Genomic DNA, 21,622 nt, shown 5'->3' with positions numbered 1-21,622 from the left:
CTACTTACTTGACGGCCCCGGACATGATGCCGCGGGACAGGGTTCGCTGGAAGATGAGGAAGAACAGGACGGCTGGCGCGATGCCGAGCAGCGCCGAGGCGCTCGTGGTGGTGGCGTCCATCAGCCGGTCGCCCTGCAGCACGCCGAGGGCCACCGGCACGGTCTGCTTGTCGTTCGAGATGAGGAAGACGAGCGGGAGGAAGAACTCGTTCCACGTCCAGATGAAGAAGAACGTGAACAGCACGGACAGGCTCGGCCAGCTGATCGGCACCACCACCCGCCACAGCGTGCGCACCTTCCCGGCGCCGTCGATCGCCGCCGCCTCCAGCATCTCGCGCGGGAACACGGCGTACACCGACGAGAGCAGGTACGTGCCGAAGGCGCTCTGGATGGCCGTGAAGATGATGATGACGGCCGTCTGGGTGTTGTAGAGACCGACCTCTTTGGACAGGTAGTAGAGCGGGTACACCAGGGCCTCCTGCGGCAGCAGGTTGGCCAGCAGGAAGAAGATCAGGAACAGGCTCCGGCCGCGCACCCGGCCGATGCCGAGCGCGTACGCGTTGAGCACCGAGACGATGACCGCCAGCACCGCCACCGACCCGCTGATGAAGAAGCTGTTCCAGAGCTTCTCGCCGAAGTCGACCCGGATCCAGAAGTCGGTGAGTCCCTTGAAGTACAGGCTGTCCGGCAAAGACAGCGGCCCGTTGGTGGCGTAGTCCGCCGGGCGCTTGAACGCGTTGAGCGCCACCAGCGCGAACGGCGAGAGCACCAGCAGCACCAGCACGGTGAGCGTGGCCAGCACGGCCGGCCGGATCGCCCGGTTCATAGCGCGTCCTTCTGTTCGCCCCGCGCCTGGATGCGCAGGAACACCACCGAAAGCGCCACGATGATGAGGGTAAGCACGGTCGCGATCGCCGAGCCGTAGCCGACCTGCGCCTTCTCGAAGAAGTTCTGGTACGCGAAGTACGACGGCACGAGCGTGGCGTTGCCCGGCCCGCCCCGGGTCAGCACGAAGATCTGCCCGAAGACCTTCAGCGCCGCGATCGTCGTGGTCACCAGCACCACGTAGATCTCCGGCTTGATCTGGTACACGGCGATCCGGATGAACCGCTGCCACCAGTTCGCGCCGTCGATGGACGCCGCCTCGTACAGCTCCGGGTCGACCCGCTGCAGCCCGGACATGAACATCACGACCGGGTAGCCCACCTGGAACCAGATCAGCATCACCATGACGCTGTAGAGCGCGTACGTCGGGTCGCCGAGCCAGTTCTTGGCCAGCGCGTCCAGGCCGGCGTTGGTGAGGATCGCGTTGAGCGCCCCGAAGCTGGGGTTGAGGATCCAGCCCCACACGATGCCGGTCACCGCGACCGGCAGCACCTGCGGCAGGTAGAAGCCGGACCGGAACGCGCTGGCCGTACGCGGGCCGACCCGCTTGGCGACGTAGTCGAACAGGACCGCGGCCAGGACGAGCCCGATGGCCGTCGGGATGACGGCCATCGCGAAGATCAGGAAGATGATGTTGCGGAAGGACGCCCAGAAGTTGTCGTCCTCCAGCAGCCGGCTGTAGTTGTCCAGCCCGATCCACTCGGGGGTACCCACCCCCTGCCACCGGGTGAAGCTGATGGCGACGTTCATCACCAGCGGCACCACGATGACCACCAGCGACAGGATCGCGCCGGGGATCAGGAAGGCGGCGTACCCCCGATTGGATCTCATTTGCCGAGGCTGGTCAGGTTGTCGTTGTACGGCTTGGCGATCTCGTCGAGCACCGCGGTCGGGCTCTTGGTGCCGTTGATCAGGTGCTGTACGCCGGCGACCAGCACGTCGTAGTACCCGGGAGCCGGCCAGTCCGGGTAGAACGCCAGCCCGTCCGTGGAGGTGATCTTGTTGAAGTTGTCGATCAGCTCCTTGCTCTTCGGATCGGTGATCCCCGCGGGGTCCGCGAGCACCGGCACGCCGCCGGAGTTGCCGAGCAGATTCTGGATCTCCGGCTTCATCGTGATGTCGATGAAGTCGTACGCCAGGCTCTTGTTCTTGGATTTCTCCGGCACGACCCAGATGTTGCCGCCGGAGCCGGGGTGCAGCGTGTTGCCCGGGAAGAGGAACGTGCCCCACTGGAAGCTCTTGGCCTCGGCGACGAACCGGCCGTACCACCAGCTGCCGGAGATGACCATCGGGAACTTGCCCTGGGTCCAGGCCACGCCCATCGGGTCCGCCTTGATGCCGGCGGAGTTCTTCGGGATGTAGCCCTTCTTCACCCAGTCGGCGAACGTGTTGGCCGCGTACGTGAACTCCGGCCCCTTGAAGTCCACCTTGCCCTTGTACAGCTCGTAACTGTCCACAAAGGAGCGGTTGGCCTTGGAGAGCGCCAGCTCGTAGAAGATCTGCTGCGCCGGGTACTCCGCGCCGCCCACCGACAGCGGCGGGACCCCGGCCTTGACGAACGTGTCCATCGCCGCCTCGAACTCGGCGAGCGTGGTGGGCACCTGGACCTTGTGCTTCGCGAAGAGGTCCTTGTTGTAGTAGACCATCACGTACTCGGCGTAGTTCGGCACGCCGAACCACTTGCCGTCGCCCATGATGCCATCGGCGTCGTAGCGCGACGTGGTCTGCAGGCTCGGCCCGATCTTGTCCCAGCCGCGCTTGCTGGCCTCGCCGGTGAGGTCGGTCAGCAGGCCCTGCTTGGACAGCAGGCCGGCGGTGGCGTTGCCCTTGTTGTACTCCATGATGTCGGGCGCTTCGTCCGAGTTGAGGATCATGCCGGCGTTCTGCCGGATCTGCTCGAACTGCTTGTCCTCGAACTGGACCTTCACGCCGGGGTGCGACGCCTCGAACTGCTTGATCGCCTCGGTCCAAGCGACGCCCATGGCGCTGTTGGGCCCCTCGTAGTGCCAGAGCTTCAGGGTCTTGCCGTCGCCGGTCGCGGTGTCGTCGTCGGCGTCGGCACCGCAGGCGGCCAGGACCAGGGACGCGGCGGCGAGTACGGCAATGGTGCCCGCGCGCACGCGCGTCAGTGAAATGGACACTGCTGCCTCCACGTGGGTGAGAGGTAGCTTGTCGAAGCGTTTCGACAAGCTAGCGCTCAGCTAAACGGACGAGCCGCAGCGTGTCAACGGGGTCAATCAAGGATTTCGCCCTTATTTCGTATGGCGTCCAAACTATTGACAGTCATGAGCTGCGTCGGCGAGGGTCACCCACGTGCGAGCACTCACCGCCTGCCTGGCTGCCATACTTCTGGTGGCGCCCGCGACCCCGGCGCGCGCCGCTGACCCGACGTACCCCTTCCGCGACCCCGACCTCCCCGTGGCCACGCGGATCGACGACCTGGTCGCGCGCCTCACGCTGGACGAGAAGATCTCGCTGCTGCACCAGCACCAGCCGGCGATCCCGCGGCTGGGCATCGGGCCCTTCCGGACCGGTACGGAGGCGCTGCACGGCGTCGCATGGCTCGGCGAGGCGACCGTGTTTCCGCAGGCCATCGGGCTCGCCACGACGTGGGATCCGGAGCTGATGCGGCAGGTCGGCACCGCGGTCGGCCGGGAGGCGCGGGGCTTCCACGCCAAGGACCCGGCGGCCAACGGCCTCAACCTCTGGGCGCCCGTGGTCAACCTGCTGCGCGACCCGCGCTGGGGCCGCAACGAGGAGGGCTACTCCGAGGACCCGTACCTGACCGGCGCGCTGTCCACCGCGTACGGCAAGGGCCTGTCCGGCGACCACCCCACCTACCTGCAGGCCGCGCCGACGCTCAAGCACTATCTGGCCAACAACAACGAGGTAAGCCGGGAGACGACGTCCTCGATGCTGCCGCCCAGGCTGTTGCACGACTACGAGTACGCCGCGTTCCGTCCCGCCATCGCGGCCGGCGCGGCGACCGGCGTGATGACGTCGTACAACCTCGTCAACGGGCGACCGGCCACTGTGGAGCCCTCGCTCAACACGGATGTACGGCGGTGGACCGACCGCGACCTGCTGGTGGTCAGCGACGCCTTCGCGCCGGGCAACCTGACCGGGCCGCAGCAGTACTACGCCACCCAGGCCGAGGCGAACGCGGCCGCCCTCAAGGCCGGCGTGGACAGCTTCACCCAGGACGGCTCCAGCAACGGGTCGACCATCGCGGCGGTCACCGCGGCCGTACAGCAAGGGCTGCTGACCGTGTCCGATGTGGACCGCGCGGTGCGGCACATCCTGTCCATCCGGTTCCGCCTCGGCGAGTTCGACCCGCCCAGCCGCAACCCGTACGCCGCCATCACGCCGGACGTCATCAACTCCCCGGCGCACCAGCGGCTCGCCCGGAAGGCCGCCGACGAGCAGATCGTGCTGCTGAAGAACAGTGCGGGCACGCTACCCCTGTCGCCGTCGCGCACCCGCAAGGTCGCCGTGGTCGGCCCGCTCGCGGACACCCTCTACACGGACTGGTACAGCGGCACCCTCCCGTACGCCGTCACACCGCGCCAGGGCATCCAGGAGCGGGTCCCGGGCTCGACTGTGGTCGGCGGCGAGGGCGTGGACCGGATCGCGCTGCGCGACCTGGCCACCGGCCGGTACGTCACGGCCACCGGCACCACCGACGCGAACCCGGTGAACGTGACCGGCACGGCGGCCGGGGACGCGGCGCAGTTCGACGTCTTCGACTGGGGCCAGGGCCTGCTGACCCTGCGCAACGCCGCCAACGGCAAGGTGCTCGGCTACAACTGGGGCCCGTTCGTGACCCGCGACGCCCAGCCCAACAGCTGGTTCGTCCAGCAGCAGTTCAAGCTGGAGCAGCAGCCAGACGGTTCCTACGTCATCCGGTACGCCGGCTACGAGACCCGGGAGCCCTGGTTCCCAGCCGAGCGCTACCTGACCGTCGACTCAGCCGGCAACCTCGCGCTCGGCGCCCAGACCGCGGCCACCGCGGCCCGCTTCGCCAAGGAGACCGTCAGCAGCGGCATCGACAGCGCGGTCGCCGCCGCGACCGGCGCCGACGTCGCGGTCGTGGTGGTCGGCAGCATGCCGTTCATCAACGGGCGGGAGACCAACGACCGCGTCTCGACCGCCCTCGCCGACGGCCAGAGCGCCCTCATCAAGGCGGTACGCCGGGCCAACCCCAACACCGTCGTCGTGGTGGAGAACAGCTACCCCACCACGCTCAACTGGGAGCAGGAGAACGTGCCGGCGATCCTGTGGACCACGCACGCCGGCCAGGAGACGGGCCGGGCGATCGCCGGCGCGCTCTTCGGCGACACCAACCCGAGCGGCCGGCTCACCCAGACTTGGTACCGCTCCGACGCCGAACTGCCGAGCATCCTGGACTACGACATCGCCAAGACCGGCATGACGTACCTCTATCACCGGGGCACGCCGCTCTACCCCTTCGGGTACGGCCTGAGCTACACGACGTTCGCGTACTCCTCGCTGCGGCTGGATGCGAACAGCGTCACGCTCGACGTCACCAACACCGGCAGGCGCGCCGGGGCGGAGACCGTGCAGCTCTACACGCACCAGCGCAAGTCCCGGGCGGTCCAGCCGGTCAAGCAGCTGCGCGGGTTCGCCCGGGTCGACCTCGCGCCCGGCCAGACCAAGACGGTCCGGATCCCGCTCAAGGCCAGCGACCTGGCGTTCTGGGACGTGACCCGCGGCCGGCCGGTCGTGGAGAGCGGCGCGTACGACGTACTCGTCGGGGCGTCGGCCACGGACATCCGGCGGACCGCGACGCTGACGGTCAAGGGCGAGACCATCCCGCCGCGCGACCTGCGCCGGCCGACGCCGGCTTACACGTTCGACGACTACGCGGGTACGACGCTCGTGGACACCACCAAGGCCAGCGGCACCGCCGTCGCGGCGACCGCCGCCGGCCAGTGGGTGAAGTTCGCCGACGCCGACCTGGGCAGCGGCGTCGGCGCCTTCACCGCTCGGGTCTCGGCATCCTCCCCGTCCACCATCCAGGTGCGGCTCGGCGGCCCGACCGGTCGCCTGCTCGGCACCTTGAGCGTGCCGGCCACCGCCGACCGCTACACCTGGACCACCGCGTCAACCCCGCTCCGGGGCGCGGCCGGCCGGCAGGACGTCTACCTGGTCTTCACCGCCCCCGCCGCGGTCGACAGCCTCACCCTGTCGTGATCAGGGCGTCCTTCAAGTCGTTATAGCGACTTGAAGGACGCCCTGATCACGAGGGGGCGAGCGTCGGGTATCCTCGGGTGCGTGACCCGATGGTATGCATGGTTTACGAGGCCGGCGCTGGCGCCGGCGACTCGGCCATGAGCCCATCGCGCGCATGACCTAGGTCACCACCCGCCAGAGCCGGCACAGGGCAGGACACCGCTCCTGCCCTTTCGCGTGCAACGACGACGCAGCCGGCTTTGGCCTCGGGACGCCGGCCCCGGGGTCAGCTGGCGGAAGGAAACCCCACCGTGACACTCCCAAGCGTGCAGCGGGTCAGTGACCAACGCATCGACAAGGTCGTCCCGCTGATGACCCCCGCACTGCTGCACCACGAGCTGCCCCTGGACGACGACCTGTCGGCCGCCGTCCTCGACGGGCGGCGAGCCGTCGCCCGCGTGCTCGACGGGGAGGACGACCGGCTGCTGGTCGTCGTCGGTCCCTGCTCGGTGCACGACCCCGCCGCCGCCCTGGAGTACGCCGACCGGCTCGCCGAGACGGCCGCCCGGCTGGCCGACGACCTGCTGATCGTCATGCGCGTCTACTTCGAGAAGCCCCGCTCGACCGTCGGCTGGAAGGGCCTGATCAACGACCCCAGCCTGGACGGATCCGGCGACGTCAACACCGGCCTGCGTACCGCCCGGTCGCTGCTGTTGCAGGTGCTGCGCAAGGGGTTGCCGGTGGGATGCGAGTTCCTCGACCCGATCACCCCGCAGTACATCGCGGACACGGTGGCGTGGGGCGCGATCGGCGCGCGCACGGTGGAGAGCCAGGTGCACCGGCAGCTCGCTTCCGGCCTGTCCATGCCGATCGGGATGAAGAACAGGCCGGACGGCTCGATCTCCACCGCCGTCGACTCGATCCGGGCGGCCGCGGTGCCGCACGTCTTCCCCGGCATCGACATGTCCGGCACGCCGGCGATCCTGCACACCCGCGGCAACGCGGACTGCCACCTCGTGCTGCGCGGCGGCGGGGACGGGCCGAACTACGGCGCCGAGGACGTGGCCGGGGCGCTGGCGCTGCTGGAGAAGGCGGGGCTGCCGCAGCGCCTCGTCGTCGACGCCAGCCACGCCAACAGCGGCAAGGACCACAACCGCCAGCCCCTGGTCATCGAGGACGTGGCCGCCCAGCGCAAGGCCGGCCAGAAGGGCATCGTCGGCGTGATGCTGGAGTCCTTCCTGGTCCCCGGCCGCCAGGACCTCGACCCCACCAAGTCCCTCGTGTACGGCCAGTCGATCACCGACGCCTGCATGGGCTGGGACACCACCGTCGAGGTCCTGGAGAGCCTCGCCAGCCGTTGACCACTACGCTGTCGAGCGGCGCGCTCCGGTGAAGCGCGCCGCTAGCCAGACGAACAGGATGGCCAGCGCGATCTGGATAGCATGACGGATCCAGTCGATGCCCCTGGTGTCGCCGACGCCCAGCCAATCGGCCAGTACGCCGCCGAGCAGCGCGGCGGCGATGCCGACACCGATGGTCACCCACACGGAAATGTTCTGCCTACCGGGCAACAGGAGCCGCCCTAGCATGCCGACGATGGCACCGCCGATGATGGCCCACAGAATCGTTCCGATCATGAGGGGAGCGTAGGCGCGAATCTGCCCTAAAAGTGCCGGATTGCCACGATCGCTGTCGTCTGCCGAAGTGAAAGAGCTGTGAAGATTCGCCCCCCACGCAACCAAGGTCCCGGAGCCGTACGTCTTGCGAAGGTGACGCGTAATCGCAAGCTGGTGCTCAACTCCGCGACCCTCGTCCTTTGCGGTCTCTTGGCCGGCCTCGTCGTCGCCGCCGCGGCCTTTCCCGCCGTGGCCGTCTCGGGCCTCGCGGCGAAGGCCGGCGCCGAGTCGTTCGAGAAGTTGCCCAGCGAGCTGACCACCACCCGCGCGCCCCAGGCGACCGAGGTCTACGCGTCCGACAACAAGACGCTCATCTCCCGCTTCTACGACGAGAACCGCCAGGACGTGAAGTTCGAGGCGATCGCCGAGCACATGCGGGAGGCCATCATCGCGGCCGAGGACCACAACTTCTACAAGCACAAGGGCGTGGACGCCAAGGGCATCGTCCGGGCGTTCGTGGCCAACAGCTCGGGGGAGACACAGCAGGGCGCGTCGACGCTCACCATGCAGTTCGTCCGGATGTCGATCACGTACACGGCGACCGACAACGAGGCCGTCGTGGCGGCCGGCGAGGACACCACCGGCCGCAAGATGCGGGAGGCCCGGCTGGCCTTGCAGGTGGAGAAGAAGTTCACCAAGGACGAGATCCTGGTCCGATACCTGAACATCGCGCCGTTCGGCCACAACACGTACGGCGTGTACGCGGCGAGCCAGTTCTACTTCGGCAAGCAGCCCAAGGACCTCACGATCGCCCAGTCCGCCATGATCGCCGGGCTGGTCAAGTCCCCGTCCTACTACGACCCGCTGACCAAGGGCGGCGAGGCCCGCACGCTGGAGCGGCGCAACTGGGTGATCGGGCAGCTGGTCGAGATCGGCGCGATCACCGCGGCCGAGGCCGAGACCGCCAAGGCGGAGAAGCTGACCGTCAAGGGGCAGCGCCCGCCCAACGGCTGCACCGTCGTCAAGCCCAATCACTGGGGCTTCTTCTGCGACTTCTTCCGCCGCTGGTGGCTGGAGCAGGAGGCGTTCGGCGGCAACGAGTACGACCGGGAGCGGCGCCTGAACGGCGGCGGCTACCGGGTGGTGACCACCCTGGACCCGAAGGTCCAGAAGGCGGCCAAGGACAACGTCGAGAAGCGGCTGGAGACCGGCAAGCGGGACGCCCTGATGGTCGCCGCGCTCGAGCCCGGCACCGGCCGGGTGCGCGCGCTCGCGACCAACCGCACCTTCAAGCTGGACGACCCGGCCAACCCGAAGAACAAGCCCTCCTCCAACCCGAAGAGCAAGGGCAAGCGGGGCTCCTACCCCAACACCACCAACCCGCTGCTCAGCGGCGGCGGTGGCTACCAGGCCGGCTCGACGTTCAAGATCTTTACGCTGGTCGCGGCGCTGCAGAAGGGCTACCCGCTGGCGTACTCGATCAACGCGATCGACCCGTACCCGTCCAAGTACCACGGGGCGACCGGCACGTCCGCCTGCCCCGGCACCGACCGGTGGTGTCCGGGCAACGCCAGCAAGAGTCTGGTCGGCGTGCACAACGCCTGGAGCGCCTTCGGGAAGTCGGTCAACACGTACTTCGTACCGCTGGAGGAGCAGGCCGGGGCCGCGAACGTGGTCGCGGCGGCCCAGAAGCTCGGCATCCGGTTCCTCAACGAGCTGGACATGCAGATGGCCAACGACCAGGAGTCGGCCGACGCCTGGGGCTCGTTCACGCTGGGCGTCTCCAGCACCACGCCGCTCGACCTGGCCAACGCGTACGCCACGCTCGCCGCGGACGGCAAGCACTGCGAGCCGATCCCGGTCACCGAGATCCGCGACCTCGACGGCAAGAAGCTCGACGTCGCCAACCCCCGGTGCGACCAGGCGATCGACCGCGAGGTGGCGCGGGCCGCCATCGACGCCGCCCGCTGCCCGGTGGGCGACCAGTCCGCGTTCGGCAGGTGCGCGGGCTCGACCGCCAGCGCCGCATACCGGGATATCAAGCATCCGATCGCCGGCAAGACGGGTACGACGGACAGCAAGCGCACCGCGTCCCTGGTGGTCACCACCCGGTCGCTGTCGGTGGCCGGCATCCTGGGCGACCCGGACTGGCCGGAGACCACCAACAACATGAGCCACGACATCGTCAACCCGGCCGTCTACGAGACGCTCGCCGACGCGATGGCGGGCAAGCAGAAGCAGGACTTCGCCAAGCCCAGCGACAAGATGGCGTACGGCAGCCAGCGCTCGATCCCGGACGTGGCCTGCCAGGCGGTCGAGCAGGCCCGCTCCCGGCTGGAGGGTGAGGGCTTCCGGGTCCAGGTCGACCCGACGCCGGTCCCGTCGCCGTGCCCGGCCGGCTCGGTGGCCCGCACCGATCCGGGTGACCGCACGATCGAGGGCGGCCTTGTCATGATCCGGGTAAGCGCCGGCGGAGGGGCTCCCACGACCCCTCCGGCCAGACGTTAGGTGTCGGTGTGCAGGTCGCCTCTCGGCGAGTGGCACGACGCGGCTCCAGCCGAACGGTATTCCGCGAAGGCAAATAGGTGAGGCCCGGGGACACTGGACACACCGACAGTTAGCTCAACGAGCCACCCCGGCCGGGTGTTCCGCCGGCCGGGGTGTCGCACGCCACACCCGCCCGCGCGCATGCCCAAGCCCTCTACGACGGCACGTCGGAGCGCGCCGGTACGCTCGGCATCATGAGGCGGCTGTGGACACCGGCGTGGATCGCGCGTCACGTGATCGCGGTCGGGCTCGTGGCCGGCTTCCTCGCCCTGGGCTGGTGGCAGATGAGCCGCGCCGCCGACGGCAACACGCTCAGTTGGGCGTACGCCTTCGAGTGGCCGCTGTTCGCCGCGTTCGTGGTCTTCATGTGGGTGCGGGAGGCCCGGCTGACGCTGCGCGGCCCGGCGCAGGCCGCGCCAATCGAGAAAACCCAGCCCACCACGGCCGTCCGGCGTCCGGTCCGGACCGCGCGGCGACCCATCGGGTACGACGACAGTGGCGACCCGGAACTCGCGGCGTACAACCGGTATCTGGCCTGGCTGAACGAGCACCCGGGTGCCCGGCCGGCGGACTATCCGGGCTGAGAAGAAGGAGCGTGACCCCAAGTGGGCGGAGCCCTGCTGCGGTACCGCGCCATCGCCTACATCGTGGGCGTGGTGCTGGTCGTGCTGGTCGTGATCGGCATGCCGCTGAAGTACGGCTGGGACGAGCCGAGCGTCGTCGAAACCGTGGGGCCGGCGCACGGCTTCCTCTATATCGTCTACCTGGTGGCCGTGTTCGACCTGGCCCGCCGTACCCGATGGGGCCTGCGCCGCATGATCCTGGTCATGCTGGCCGGCACCATCCCGTTCGTGTCCTTCTACGCCGAGCGGGTGGTGACCCGCTGGGTGCGTGAACCGGCGGCCGTCAGCAGGTGAGGTCGCCGGCCTTCAGGCCGGTGCAGAAGTTTCGCCAGGCGGCCGCCGTGAACTCGACTACCGGGCCTTCCGGCGCCGCCGAGCTGCGGACCGCGACGCGGCCGGCGCCGACGGCCACTTCGACGCATGCGTGCGATTCGCACTGTCTGCTTTTACGCCAGCTCGTCGGTCGATCCGCCACCGCAAACCTGCCCCTCCGCTGGGTCGGGTGCCCGCCGGCCACGACGGCACCACCCCGCACCTACGCTGCTATCAAATGTTCCATGGCCGGGCCACCCACAGAAAGAAGAGCCGCGTGAATGAATTGTGGCTCCACTGCAAAAAGGGCATCCGCTTGGATGCCCTTGATCTGGTACTGAGGAAAGCTTCCCCGGGGTATAAGACCCCGGGGAACGGGACCCTACCGAAGGTCGAACTGCCCGGCGCGTACCCCACTGATGAACGCGGCCCACACGGGCCGTGCGAACGCGAGCTCGTCGTCCGGGACCGCGCTGTTGCGAATAGCAACCTCGTCGGTGCGCTCCGCCACCTCGACGCAGTTGTGCGCCTCGCAGCGTGCGCTCTTCCGCCATGCGTCGATGACGGAATCTGTCTGGGCCATCCGGTGCTCCTCTGAAAGCAGCCGCAGCGATCGTCTCGGCCAAGCGCCGTGACGCCACACTGTAGCGCATGAAGACGGGACCTATGCCCCCATACCGCCATACTTCCGGTCGAGTCGGAAGCGCACCTTTGGCGGATGCCCTCGCACCCCCATTGCGATGGTGGAAAAGCTAGCAGGGCAGGTGTAGCCTTCACAAGACTAGCTAAATGGCAGGTCGCGTCTAGCCAGGTGGCATTCTGCAAGCGTCCACGGCTGTAAGGGTTCGTGGTTGCAAAGGTTCACGGTTGCAAGGGTTCATGGCTGCAAGGGTTGGCACTGCATCGCGCAGCCAGGGAGGGTCACCGATGACGACGGTGCATGGGCCAACGGTCGGCCGGCGCCGGCTGCGGTCCGCACTGCGCCGGGCCCGAGACGCGGCAGGGCTGACCCAGGAGCAGGTAGCGGCGGCGATGGATTGGTCGCTGTCCAAGCTGATCCGCATCGAGGCCGGCTCGGTGTCCATTTCGACCAATGACGTCAAGGCGCTCCTCGGCCACTACGAGATGACCGACCGGCAGCAGATCGACGAGCTGGTCGAGCTGGCCCGGGTGTCCCGGCGCCGCACCTGGTGGTCGCAGTACCGGGACACGCTGCCCAGCGCCTACGCCTCCTACATCGGCCTGGAGACCGAGGCGTCCGGGCTCTCCTTCTTCCAGTCCTCAGGCATTCCCGGCCTGCTGCAGACCGAGACGTACGCGCGGGCGGCCGTCACCGCAGCGTCCACCACCGTGGCCGCCACCATCGACGAGGCCGAGATCGAGGTGCGGCACGCCATCCGGATGCGCCGGCAGCAGGAGGTGCTCGACCGCCCGGATCGGCCCGACATCGACGTCGTGCTGGACGAGGCCGCGCTGCACCGCCAGACCGGCGGCCCCGCCACCCTCCGCGAGCAGCTGCGGCACCTGGTCACGGTCGGCCGGATGCCCCGGGTGACGATCCAGGTGCTGCCGTTCACCGCCGGCGACTACGCGCCCCAGGGACCATTCGTCATCCTCCACTTCCCGGACCAGGACGACGCCGACGTCGTCTACCTCGAGGGCGTGCTCGCCCAGGACGTGCTCGACCGCCCGACTGACGTCACGGCCTACCGGCAGACGTTCGAGCGGCTGCGCGAGATGTCCTTGGGGCGCGAGGCATCCCTCGACAAGATCGCTACGGTGGCGGGCCAGCTCGGCTGACCGCGAATTACCAGGAGCACAAGATGAGCGCGGTACACGGACCGACCGTCGGGCGGCGGCGGTTGAGGTCCGCGCTGCGGGCGGCCCGCGAGGCGGCCGGGCTCACGCAGGAGCAGGTGGCGGCCGAGATGGAGTGGTCGCTGTCGAAGATCATCCGGATCGAGGCGGGGGCGGTCGGCGTCTCCCCCATCGACACCCGCGCCCTGCTCAAGCTGTACGGGGTGACCGCGCAGCCCCGCGTCGACGAACTGGTCACGCTCTCCCGGTCCACCCGGGCGCGCCGGTGGTGGTCCTCGTTCGCCGGCGCCCTTCCCGCGTCGTACATGGCGTACATCGGGCTGGAGGCGGAGACGTCGTCGGTGCTGTGTTACACGCCGACCAAGCTGCCCGGGCTCTTCCAGACCGAGGCGTACGCGGAAAAGGCGTCGCGCCGCGACCGGACCGGCACCGACGAGCAGAGCCGGGTCGAGGTGCGGCTGACCCGCCAGCGCGAGGTGCTGGGCAAGGACGACCCGCCGCACATCACCGCCGTCATCGACGAGGCCGTCGTACGGCGCATCGCCAGTGACCCGCGCACCAAGCGGGAGCAGTTGGAGCGGCTCGTCTCGCTCAGCGGCGAGCCCAACATCACCATCCAGGTGCTGCCGTTCACCGTGGGCGTCGACGCGTTCCCCAACCCGTTCGCGATCCTGCAGTTTCCCGACCCGGCCGACGACGACGTGATGTTCGTGGAGAGCGGCCTCGCCGACGACGTGGTCGACCAGCCCGAGTTGGTCGGGCCCTACCGCGACGAGTTCGAGCGGCTGCGCGAGTTGGCGCTCAGCCCGGCCGACACCCGTGACATGATCAAAAAGATCGTGGGCGAGCTCGACTGAGCCCGCCCACGATCGGTGTGGCCCCCGGCCCCACCCGCGCCCGTCGTCCGGCACGAAGACCGAACTGTGGGCGAAGTCGGCTACTTACTTACCCATGCGCCACACGTTCATGGAGACCACCGGATCGCCGATCCCGCCGAGCCTTGCCGCCTCCTGGGCCCGCACCAGCGCGCGGGTGACCTGGCCGTACTGCCGCTCCTCGTCGCTGCTGAACAGCAGCACCGTCATCCCCCGGAACTCGCCCCACAGCTCGAACGCCCGCGGCCGCAGCCGGTGACCGAGGGTCGCCACCACGAAGGGGACGAACGCCACGGCGGTCAGCGCCAGGTAGGTCTGCGCGCTGAGGCGATTGAGCTCGGTGGTCAGGCCCAGCGTGATGCCGATGCCCCCCAGCACGATGGCGGTCACGGTGACCCACCTGATCGTCAACTGGTGGTGCGGTCCCCGCGCCGTACGCAACTGCCGCAGCTCGCCGACCGGAAACCGGCGACCCGCGACGATGAACCAGTCCTTGGTCACCAGGATGCCGGGCTGGCGGTACAGCGGTGGAGTTAGTTTCCGGCTTGTTACGTCTGCGGGCGTTACGGACTGTGGCGCTGGTGAGCGCGCGGAGTCGCGAGTAGTGTGCACTTTATGCCTCCTACGGCTCGTGAGGCGGGCTGGTGTGGATGGTCCTGAGATCGGCACCTGGTGGCAGCCAGGTGCCGATCGTCTTTTTCTCGCTCCGATGCCGCTACAGCTATTGTGCGAGATGCCATCTAGTCAGGGGAAGGGGCGCAATCAGCCACCTGGCAGATTGGCAGCGGGCACCTAGCTTTACGGACGTGTTTTCGCCCCGGCTGTCCGCTTTGTGACCCCCGACCCTCGGGGGTGCGTAGACGGACATATCGCCCGTCACTCTTCCGCGCCGTGGGCCGCACGCGCGGGCTAGAGCTTCTCGTAGCAGGGCCGGTCCAGCGTGTAAGCACCCGCTGTCGGGCCGGTGAAGAGGTCCTTCACCTGGCTCACTCCCGTCGGTGCGGCCCGGTCGGCCTTGTAGATCGCAGTCACGCGTACGGCGCCCTCGTTGGGGCCGCCCGCGTAGTTGCCGGCGCCGCTCGGCAGCATGCCCTCGTAGTCCACGGACGCCAACGACTTCGCCGCGTTGAGCAGACCGGCCCGGGTCAGGTCGCCGTTGTCGAACGCCTTCTGCAGCGCGGCCTTCATCGGGTACGACCACACCCAGCCAGCGGTGTAGCCGTCGTTGGGCGTGACCCCGGGCAGCGCGTCGCGCATCGCCTTGTGCCCCGGCGTATCGGTGCCCCAGGCGTTCCACGGCGCGGTCTGCTCGTAGAGGGCGAGCAGGGCCGGTGCGGCGGCGCTCTGCAGCAGGGCCGGGTTCCACGTCGGGCTGGTGCCGATGAACCGTCCCTTGAAGCCGCGCGCCGCGGTCTGGCCGATGATCACCGCCGCGTCCGCCGGGCCGGTCGTCAGGATCACCACGTCCGGCTTGCCGGTGAGGATCGCCTGGATCGCGCCGGCCTGCTTGTCGGCGCCCGAGTCGGTCTTGACGTCGGTGAAGGTCATCCCGAGCGCCTGGGCGCCGAGCTTGGCCCCGGCCGCGGCGTCGTCGCCGTAGTCGCCGGCCAGGTGCACGGCCATCACGCTCTTCGGGCTGTACGTGTCCTTCGCGTAGTCCAGCGCGTTCATCGACTCGACGCAGTAGTTGGCGCCGGACTCGACGATGACGTCCTCGAACGCCCAGCCCGAGGTCCACGAGGCCGGGGCGGCGACCACGCTGCTGGACTTGAGGTCACCGATGATCGCGGCCGTGGTCGGCGAGCCGAGCGTCTGCGCCAGCCCCAGCACGTTCGGCTTGATCTCCTGGTAGACCTGGTTGTGCGTCTGCGGGTTGTACTTGTTGTCGCGGACGTACTTGGTCACGTCGACCTCGTAGTCGCCGATGCCGCCGGCCTGGTTCACCCGCTTCCAGAACGCCTTCTGCGCGTCGGTGATCGGCACGGCCAGGGCCCGGAACGGCCCTTCCGTCAGGTCCGAGATGATGCCGAGGTAGATGCAGCCCTTGTTGCTGTCCACCGCCCCCGGGCACGGCTCGGACGTCACGCCGGTGTCCGTCTTGACGCCACCCTCCTGGGTCTCGGCGTCGCCGCCCCGGCAGGCGGTCAGCGCGCCGGACAGCAGCAGAAGCGCCGCGGCGCCCAGTGGTCCCAATCTCTTCATGGCTAACCCTCACAAGGTCAGTACGAGAACGGCCACGCCTTCCAGTAATTGCGGGCACGCACCCAGAGCCCGAACAGGCCCCGCGGCTCGAAGATGAGGAAGACGATGATGAGTGCGCCGTAGAGGATCGTCTCCACCTGGAAGACGTTGGGCACCTCGTTCGGCTGGGTGCTGATGAACGGCACCCACGCCTGCAACTCCCGGGTGAGCCGGGGCAGCAGAGTGATGAAAAACGCCCCGGCGATCGCGCCGGAGATCGTGCCGGCCCCGCCGATGAGCACCATCGCGATGTACTGCACCGACAGCAGCAGGCTGAACGAGCTCGGGTCGAAGAACCCGCTCACCGTGTAGAGCAGCGCCCCCGCGCACCCGGCGTAGAACGACGACACCGCGAACGCGATCGTCTTGTACCGGGCCAGGTTGACGCCGATCACGCCGGCCGCGATGTCGCGGTCGCGGATCGCCGTGAACGCCCGGCCCACCTTCGAGCGGGCCAGGTTGCGGGCGGCGAGCGCGAAGATCAGCAGCAGGAGGAGCATGAGCCAGAAGAGCTTCTGGTCCTTGGTGGCGTACGCGTCCGTCACCGCGAGCTGGTAGCCGAAGACCTCCAGCGTGGCCGCCGGCCGCCCGACGCCCACCCCGCCGGTCAACGCCGACCACTCGTTGAAAATGTGCTGCCCGATGAAGACCAGGCCGAGCGTGACGATCGCCAGGTACAGCCCGCGCAGGCGGGTGGCGAGCGGCGCCACGAGCACCCCGGCCGCCGCGGCGACCAGGCCGGCCGCGGGCAGCCAGACCAGCAGGTTGGTCACCCCGAGACCGATCGCGCGGCCGTCCGGATCACCGCTGATGGCGGCCCCGGTGTACGCGCCGATCGCGAGGAAGAACGCGTGCCCGAGCGAGATCTGGCCGGCGTACCCGGTGACGAGGCCGAGCCCGATCGCGCCGATCGCGGCGACGCAGCACACGGCGAGCAGTTGCAGGATGTCGTCGGTGAGCAGGAACGGCAACACGGCCGCCAGCGCCAGCAACGCGGCGAACCACACCTTCTTGGTACGCGTGTTGAGCAGCGCCATCTCGCTGGCGTACGACGTGTAGAGCAGCGGCCGCCCCCTCATACCCGTTCCACCTCTCTGGTGCCGAACAGTCCGTAGGGGCGCACCAGCAGCACGACGAACATCAGCACGTACGGGGTGATGACCGAGACGTTGCCGCCGAGCCAGGACACGTGGTGCTGGTACGTGGCGGCCAGTTCCTGCAGCACGCCCACGGCGAGCCCGCCGATGACCGCGCCGGGCAGCGAGTCCAGCCCGCCGAGGATGATGACCGGCAGGGCGGTCAGCGCGATCAGCCAGAGCGCGGCGTCCACACTGGACCCGGCGGCGGCGAACGTGCCCGCGACCGCGGCCAGCCCGCCCGCCAGCGCCCAGGACAGCGCGAACACCGTGCCCACGGAGACGCCCATGGCGAGGGCCACCTCCTGGTCGTACGCGGCGGCCCGCATCGCCAGGCCCATCCGGGTGAAGCGGAAGAACGCGAACAGCGCGGCGACGAGGAACGCGGTGGTCAGGAACGCGGCCAGGTGCCGCTGCTGCATCTCGACGCCGCCGAGGCCCACCGTGCGCAGCCCCCACGGGTCGAGCACGTTGCGCACGTCCAGGCCGATAAAGGCGTTCACGACGACCCGGACCGCGACGTCGACGCCGAGCGTGATGATGGCGACGATGAACGCCGGCCGGCCGACCATCGGCCGCACCGCCACCCGCTCCACGCCGAGGGCGAGCAGCCCGGTGAGTACGGCGGCGACCGGCACCGCGACCCAGAAGCTCACCTCCAGGACCAGGTACGTGACGAGCGTGACGCCGGCGAGCATGAACGCCGGCTGGGCGAAGCTGATCACACGCGTGGCCTTGTAGATGATGACGAACCCGAGGGCGAGCAAGGCGTAGACGCTGCCGGTGCCCAACCCGCGCAGGACGGCCTCGGTCAGTTCAGCCATACATCTCCTCCACCTGGTCGGCGAAGAGCTCGGCGATCGCGGCCCGCTTCACCTTCTGCGTGGCGGTCAGCTCGCCGTCCTCGTGGTCGAGCTCCTTGGGCAGCATGGTGAACGTCTTGACCTGCTCCACCGTGGAGTACCGGGCGTTCACACCGTCCACGATGGACCGCACGAGCGCGAGCACCTCCGGCTTGTGGGACAGGTCGCGGTACGTGGTGTACGCGAGGTTTCGCCGCTGCGCCCACTCGCCGACCGTGTCCAGCTCGATCCCGATGAGGGCGGTCAGGTACGGCCGGCGGTCGCCGATGACGACGGCCTCCTTGACGTACGGCGACGCCTTCAGGGCGTTCTCGATCTCGGAGGGCGCGATGTTCTTGCCGCCCGCGGTGATGATGATGTCCTTGGCCCGGTCAGTGATCTTGACGTGGGTGCCGCCGACCCATTCGCCGATGTCGCCGGTGCGCAGCCAGCCGTCCTCGGTCATGGCCGCCGCGGTGGCGGCCGGATCGCGGAAGTAGCCGACGAAGTTGCCCGGGTGCCGGGTGAGGATCTCGCCGGTCTCCTCGTCGAGGCGTAGTTCCACGCCGTCCTGCGGCTCGCCGACCGTGCCGAGCTTGACGCGACCGGGCCGGTTGGCGGTGGCGATCGCGGTGTTCTCGGTCATGCCGTACACCTCGTGCATGGGCACGCCGATGCCCATGAAGAAGCGGAGCACGTCCGGCGCGATCGGCGCGGCACCCGAGGCGGCGTACCGCACCCGGCCGACGCCCATCCGCTCCCGCAACGCGCGGAAGAAGAAGAGCCAGCCGGCCGCGTACGCCAGCCGGGTGCCGAGCGTGTGGTTGCCCTCGGTACGCACCAGCGTGGCCCCGATCCGGTCGGCCACCCGCAGCCACAGCCGGGCGTTCAGCCGCTTGAGCGGGGACGCGCTCGCCAGCCTGATGGTGACCCCGGCCAGGATCTTCTCCCAGATCCGCGGCACGCCGAAAAGGATGGTGGGCTGGACCTCCCGCAGGTTGGCCTGGATGGTCGCGATGGACTCGGCGAAGTTGATCTGCACCGCCGCCCCCGCGCTGAACCACGTCGTGAAGATGCGCTCGGCGACATGGCACAGCGGCAGGTACGACAGCAGCAGGTCGGCCGGGCTGGGCGGCGGCGAGGTGAAGCCGCCGGCGTCCACCAGCACGCTGATCGCGAAGTCCACGTTGGACACCGACAGCATGGCGCCCTTGGGCGGCCCGGTGGTGCCGGAGGTGTAGATGAGCGTGGCGATGTCGTCGGACCGGGCGGCGGCCATCCGCTCGGCCACCGCGTCCGGGTTGGCGTCCCGGTGGGCCACCCCGAGCAGGACGAGGTCGTCCCAGCACAGCAGCTTGGGGTGGTGGTACCGATGGCGGATGCCGCGCGGCTCCAGGTACACGATCCGTTCCAGGTCGGGACACTCGTCGAGTACGGCCAGCGCCTTGTCCACCTGCTCCTGGTCCTCGGCGATGAGCACCCGGGCGCCCGAGTGCGAGAGCAGGTAGCCGACCTCGGGTGCCGGGTTGGTCGGATACAGCCCCACCGTGGTGCCGCGCACCGCCACGGTCGCCACGTCGGCGTACAGCCACTCCCGGCGGTTCTCGGAGTGGATCGCGACCCGGTCGCCCGGCTGTACGCCGAGGGCCAGCAGCGCGTGCGCGACGGTCTGCACGGTGTCCCAGTAGTCGGCCCAGCTCACCTCCTGCCAGATGCCGAAGTCCTTCTCCCGCATGGCGATCCGATGTGGACCGGCGAGCGCGTGGTCGCGTACCCGGGAAGCGATGGTCGTGGCCGTGCGGGTCTGGGTCGTCGCCGTCATGTGGGCTGCACCTCCCCGAGGTAGGCGCGGATGACGTCGGGGTCGTGCTGGATCTCGGCCGGCGCGCCGGTGGCGATCGGCCTCCCGAAGTCGACCACCAGCACCCGGTCGGCGAGGTCCATCACGAGACCCATGTCGTGCTCCACGAGCAGGATGGGGATGTCGAGTTCGTCGCGGATGTCGAGGATGAAGCGGGCCATGTCCTCGGTCTCCTCGCGGTTCATGCCGCCGACCGGCTCGTCGAGCAGCAGCAGCTTGGGTTCCATGGCGAGCGCCCGGCCGAGCTCGACCCGTTTCTGTACGCCGTAGGGCAGCAAACCGACCGGCAGGCGCCGCCACTGCTCCAGTTCGAGAAAGTCCACAATGGTCTCGATGGCGGCCCGGCTGGCCAGTTCCTCCCGCCGGGCCCGCCCGAGCCACGCGATCGCGGACAGCGGCCCGTACCGGATGTGGTTGTGCCGTCCGAGCATCAGGTTGTCCAGGACGGTGAGGTTCGCGAAGAGCTCGACGTTCTGGAACGTGCGGGCCATGCCCTGGGCGGCGATGGCGTGCGGCCGCTTGCCGGCGATGTCGGTGCCGTCGAAGACGACGCGGCCGGACTGCGGGCGGTACACGCCGGAGAGCACGTTGAAGATGGAGGTCTTGCCGGCGCCGTTGGGCCCGATGATGGCGAAGAGCTCCCGGCGCCCGACGCTGAAGCTCACCCCGTCGATGGCCTTGACGCCGGCGAAGCCGAGCCGCAGGTCGTGGCACTCCAGAATCGTCACGAGAGCCACCGCTTCCGCCGCTTGTAGTGTTTGACGTCGCGAAAGCTCTCCCGGGTGAGTCCGAGGTAGAACTCCCGGATGTCCTCGTCGGCCAGCAGCTGGTCGGCCGGCTTGTCGAGGACCACCTTGCCGGTCTCCAGGACGTAGCCGTGCGCCGCGATGGACAGCGCCATGGTGGCGTTCTGCTCGACCAGCAGGACGCCGGTGCCCCGCTTGTTGATCTCGACGATGAGCCCGCGCACCTGCTCCACCAGGCGCGGCGCCAGGCCGAGGCTGGGCTCGTCGAGCAGCAGATAGCGGGGCTCGGCCATGAGCGCGCGGCCCATCGCGAGCATCTGCTGCTCGCCGCCGGACAGGTAGCCGGCGGTGCGCCGCCGGCGCTCGGCCAGGACCGGGAAGAGCGTCAGGACGTCCTCCATGCGCGCCTTGATGGTCCGCGGGCTGGTGTGGCCGCCGATGCGGAGGTTCTCCTCGACGGTCAGCTCCGCGAAGATCCGCCGCCCCTCCATCACCTGGCAGATGCCGCGCCGGACGAGGGCCGCCGGGCGGAGGTGGTGGACGGGCTCGCCGTCCAGGGTCACCGAGCCCTTGGTCACCTCGCCGTCGTGCACGTCGAGCAGGCCGGTGATCGCCCGCAGGAGGGTGGTCTTGCCCGCGCCGTTGGCGCCGAGGAGGGCGACGATGCCACCCGGCGGCACCGCCACGCTCACACCGCGCAGGACCAGCATCACGTCGTCGTAGACAACCTCGAGGTTCTGCACCTGGAGCATCGGCGGCTCCTGTGTTTCACGTCACAAGTTACCGATCATTTAACTAAACCTCACAGCTAGGTCAAGCGACGGTTTGGTCTCGGTTGGTCACCGTCAGTAATTCATCCGACCAGCACTTTCACCTGCCCGATGATCACGTTAGGTTGGAGCCGCTGGTCCGGTCGTCAGTCATCCC

At 69.0% G+C, this 21,622-nt stretch carries 20 protein-coding genes; 7 read left to right on the top strand and 13 right to left on the bottom strand.

From position 1 onward, the window contains the following. Positions 1–4: 4 nt before the first annotated feature. From Prum_RS26060 to Prum_RS26050, 3 genes are read right to left on the bottom strand one after another with little or no spacing between them, the layout of a single operon-like run. Positions 5–826 carry a carbohydrate ABC transporter permease gene (locus tag Prum_RS26060; RefSeq protein ID WP_173078883.1) on the bottom strand — a complete coding sequence of 274 codons (822 nt, stop codon included), beginning with the start codon at positions 824–826 and terminating at the stop codon, positions 5–7. Further along, positions 823–1,716, bottom strand: a complete 894-nt coding sequence (locus Prum_RS26055; RefSeq protein WP_173078882.1) for a carbohydrate ABC transporter permease — start codon at positions 1,714–1,716, stop codon at positions 823–825. Before Prum_RS26055 ends, Prum_RS26060 begins: the two co-directional genes overlap by 4 nt. Then, positions 1,713–3,026 (bottom strand): ABC transporter substrate-binding protein, encoded by a 1,314-nt coding sequence (locus Prum_RS26050; protein ID WP_246278103.1) that lies wholly within the window; start codon positions 3,024–3,026, stop codon positions 1,713–1,715. Before Prum_RS26050 ends, Prum_RS26055 begins: the two co-directional genes overlap by 4 nt. Positions 3,027–3,198: 172 nt before the next feature. Between Prum_RS26050 and Prum_RS26045 the strand changes: the two genes are divergently transcribed. Both Prum_RS26045 and Prum_RS26040 read left to right on the top strand, forming a co-directional pair. Beyond that, the gene (locus tag Prum_RS26045) at positions 3,199–6,099 is read left to right on the top strand and encodes a glycoside hydrolase family 3 protein (protein ID WP_218577341.1); all 2,901 of its coding nucleotides are present in this window, start codon (positions 3,199–3,201) and stop codon (positions 6,097–6,099) included. A gap of 269 nt (positions 6,100–6,368) precedes the next feature. Beyond that, complete coding sequence (locus Prum_RS26040; RefSeq protein ID WP_371871387.1) at positions 6,369–7,439, top strand: 3-deoxy-7-phosphoheptulonate synthase; 1,071 nt, start codon at positions 6,369–6,371, stop codon at positions 7,437–7,439. A 3-nt stretch (positions 7,440–7,442) separates the two neighbouring features. On the opposite strand, the gene Prum_RS26035 is transcribed toward Prum_RS26040, so the two are convergent. Next, positions 7,443–7,715: a GlsB/YeaQ/YmgE family stress response membrane protein gene (locus Prum_RS26035; protein WP_173078880.1), complete on the bottom strand. Its 273-nt coding sequence runs from the start codon at positions 7,713–7,715 to the stop codon at positions 7,443–7,445. Positions 7,716–7,847: 132 nt separating this feature from the next. On the opposite strand from Prum_RS26035, the gene Prum_RS26030 reads away from it, so the two are divergent. The 3 genes from Prum_RS26030 to Prum_RS26020 all read left to right on the top strand — a co-directional run bounded on the left by Prum_RS26030 (position 7,848) and on the right by Prum_RS26020 (position 11,158). Continuing rightward, positions 7,848–10,202, top strand: a complete 2,355-nt coding sequence (locus Prum_RS26030) for a penicillin-binding protein (protein WP_173078879.1) — start codon at positions 7,848–7,850, stop codon at positions 10,200–10,202. A 233-nt stretch (positions 10,203–10,435) separates the two neighbouring features. After that, the gene (locus Prum_RS26025; RefSeq protein ID WP_173078878.1) at positions 10,436–10,825 is read left to right on the top strand and encodes a hypothetical protein; all 390 of its coding nucleotides are present in this window, start codon (positions 10,436–10,438) and stop codon (positions 10,823–10,825) included. A gap of 21 nt (positions 10,826–10,846) precedes the next feature. Continuing rightward, positions 10,847–11,158 (top strand): DUF3817 domain-containing protein, encoded by a 312-nt coding sequence (locus Prum_RS26020; protein ID WP_173078877.1) that lies wholly within the window; start codon positions 10,847–10,849, stop codon positions 11,156–11,158. Here Prum_RS26020 and Prum_RS26015 read toward each other — a convergent pair. Both Prum_RS26015 and Prum_RS26010 read right to left on the bottom strand, forming a co-directional pair. After that, positions 11,148–11,339 (bottom strand): DUF397 domain-containing protein, encoded by a 192-nt coding sequence (locus Prum_RS26015; protein WP_173078876.1) that lies wholly within the window; start codon positions 11,337–11,339, stop codon positions 11,148–11,150. The genes Prum_RS26020 and Prum_RS26015 overlap by 11 nt on opposite strands. Positions 11,340–11,558: 219 nt before the next feature. After that, a complete protein-coding gene (locus Prum_RS26010; RefSeq protein ID WP_173078875.1) occupies positions 11,559–11,759 on the bottom strand; it encodes a DUF397 domain-containing protein in 201 nt (66 codons plus the stop codon). A gap of 344 nt (positions 11,760–12,103) precedes the next feature. On the opposite strand from Prum_RS26010, the gene Prum_RS26005 reads away from it, so the two are divergent. Both Prum_RS26005 and Prum_RS26000 read left to right on the top strand, forming a co-directional pair. Beyond that, positions 12,104–12,976, top strand: a complete 873-nt coding sequence (locus tag Prum_RS26005) for a helix-turn-helix domain-containing protein (RefSeq protein ID WP_173078874.1) — start codon at positions 12,104–12,106, stop codon at positions 12,974–12,976. A gap of 23 nt (positions 12,977–12,999) precedes the next feature. Further along, entirely contained in the window at positions 13,000–13,851 is an 852-nt protein-coding gene (locus tag Prum_RS26000; RefSeq protein ID WP_173078873.1) for a helix-turn-helix domain-containing protein, read from the top strand. An 84-nt stretch (positions 13,852–13,935) separates the two neighbouring features. Here the strand turns inward: Prum_RS26000 and Prum_RS25995 are convergent, their stop codons facing one another. From Prum_RS25995 to Prum_RS25965, 7 genes are all read right to left on the bottom strand, one after another. Further along, a complete protein-coding gene (locus tag Prum_RS25995) occupies positions 13,936–14,370 on the bottom strand; it encodes a DUF6232 family protein (RefSeq protein ID WP_246278101.1) in 435 nt (144 codons plus the stop codon). Between the two features lie 408 nt (positions 14,371–14,778). Continuing rightward, positions 14,779–16,071: an ABC transporter substrate-binding protein gene (locus Prum_RS25990; protein WP_173078871.1), complete on the bottom strand. Its 1,293-nt coding sequence runs from the start codon at positions 16,069–16,071 to the stop codon at positions 14,779–14,781. A gap of 17 nt (positions 16,072–16,088) precedes the next feature. Continuing rightward, positions 16,089–17,189: a branched-chain amino acid ABC transporter permease gene (locus tag Prum_RS25985; protein WP_173078870.1), complete on the bottom strand. Its 1,101-nt coding sequence runs from the start codon at positions 17,187–17,189 to the stop codon at positions 16,089–16,091. After that, on the bottom strand, positions 17,186–18,070 hold the full coding sequence (locus Prum_RS25980) for a branched-chain amino acid ABC transporter permease (protein WP_173078869.1): 885 nt from the start codon (positions 18,068–18,070) through the stop codon (positions 17,186–17,188). The genes Prum_RS25985 and Prum_RS25980 overlap by 4 nt, the downstream gene beginning before the upstream one ends. Further along, positions 18,063–19,910 (bottom strand): AMP-dependent synthetase/ligase, encoded by a 1,848-nt coding sequence (locus tag Prum_RS25975; RefSeq protein ID WP_173078868.1) that lies wholly within the window; start codon positions 19,908–19,910, stop codon positions 18,063–18,065. Before Prum_RS25975 ends, Prum_RS25980 begins: the two co-directional genes overlap by 8 nt. Then, positions 19,907–20,677 (bottom strand): ABC transporter ATP-binding protein, encoded by a 771-nt coding sequence (locus Prum_RS25970; protein ID WP_173078867.1) that lies wholly within the window; start codon positions 20,675–20,677, stop codon positions 19,907–19,909. Before Prum_RS25970 ends, Prum_RS25975 begins: the two co-directional genes overlap by 4 nt. After that, positions 20,674–21,447: an ABC transporter ATP-binding protein gene (locus Prum_RS25965; RefSeq protein ID WP_173078866.1), complete on the bottom strand. Its 774-nt coding sequence runs from the start codon at positions 21,445–21,447 to the stop codon at positions 20,674–20,676. Before Prum_RS25965 ends, Prum_RS25970 begins: the two co-directional genes overlap by 4 nt. Between the last annotated feature and the right edge of the window lie 175 nt (positions 21,448–21,622).

Source organism: Phytohabitans rumicis (genome assembly GCF_011764445.1).
GTDB classification, from domain to species: domain Bacteria; phylum Actinomycetota; class Actinomycetes; order Mycobacteriales; family Micromonosporaceae; genus Phytohabitans; species Phytohabitans rumicis.
The sequence above is the reverse complement of the archived record's forward strand: the minus strand, read 5'-3'. Positions and strand labels throughout refer to the sequence as shown.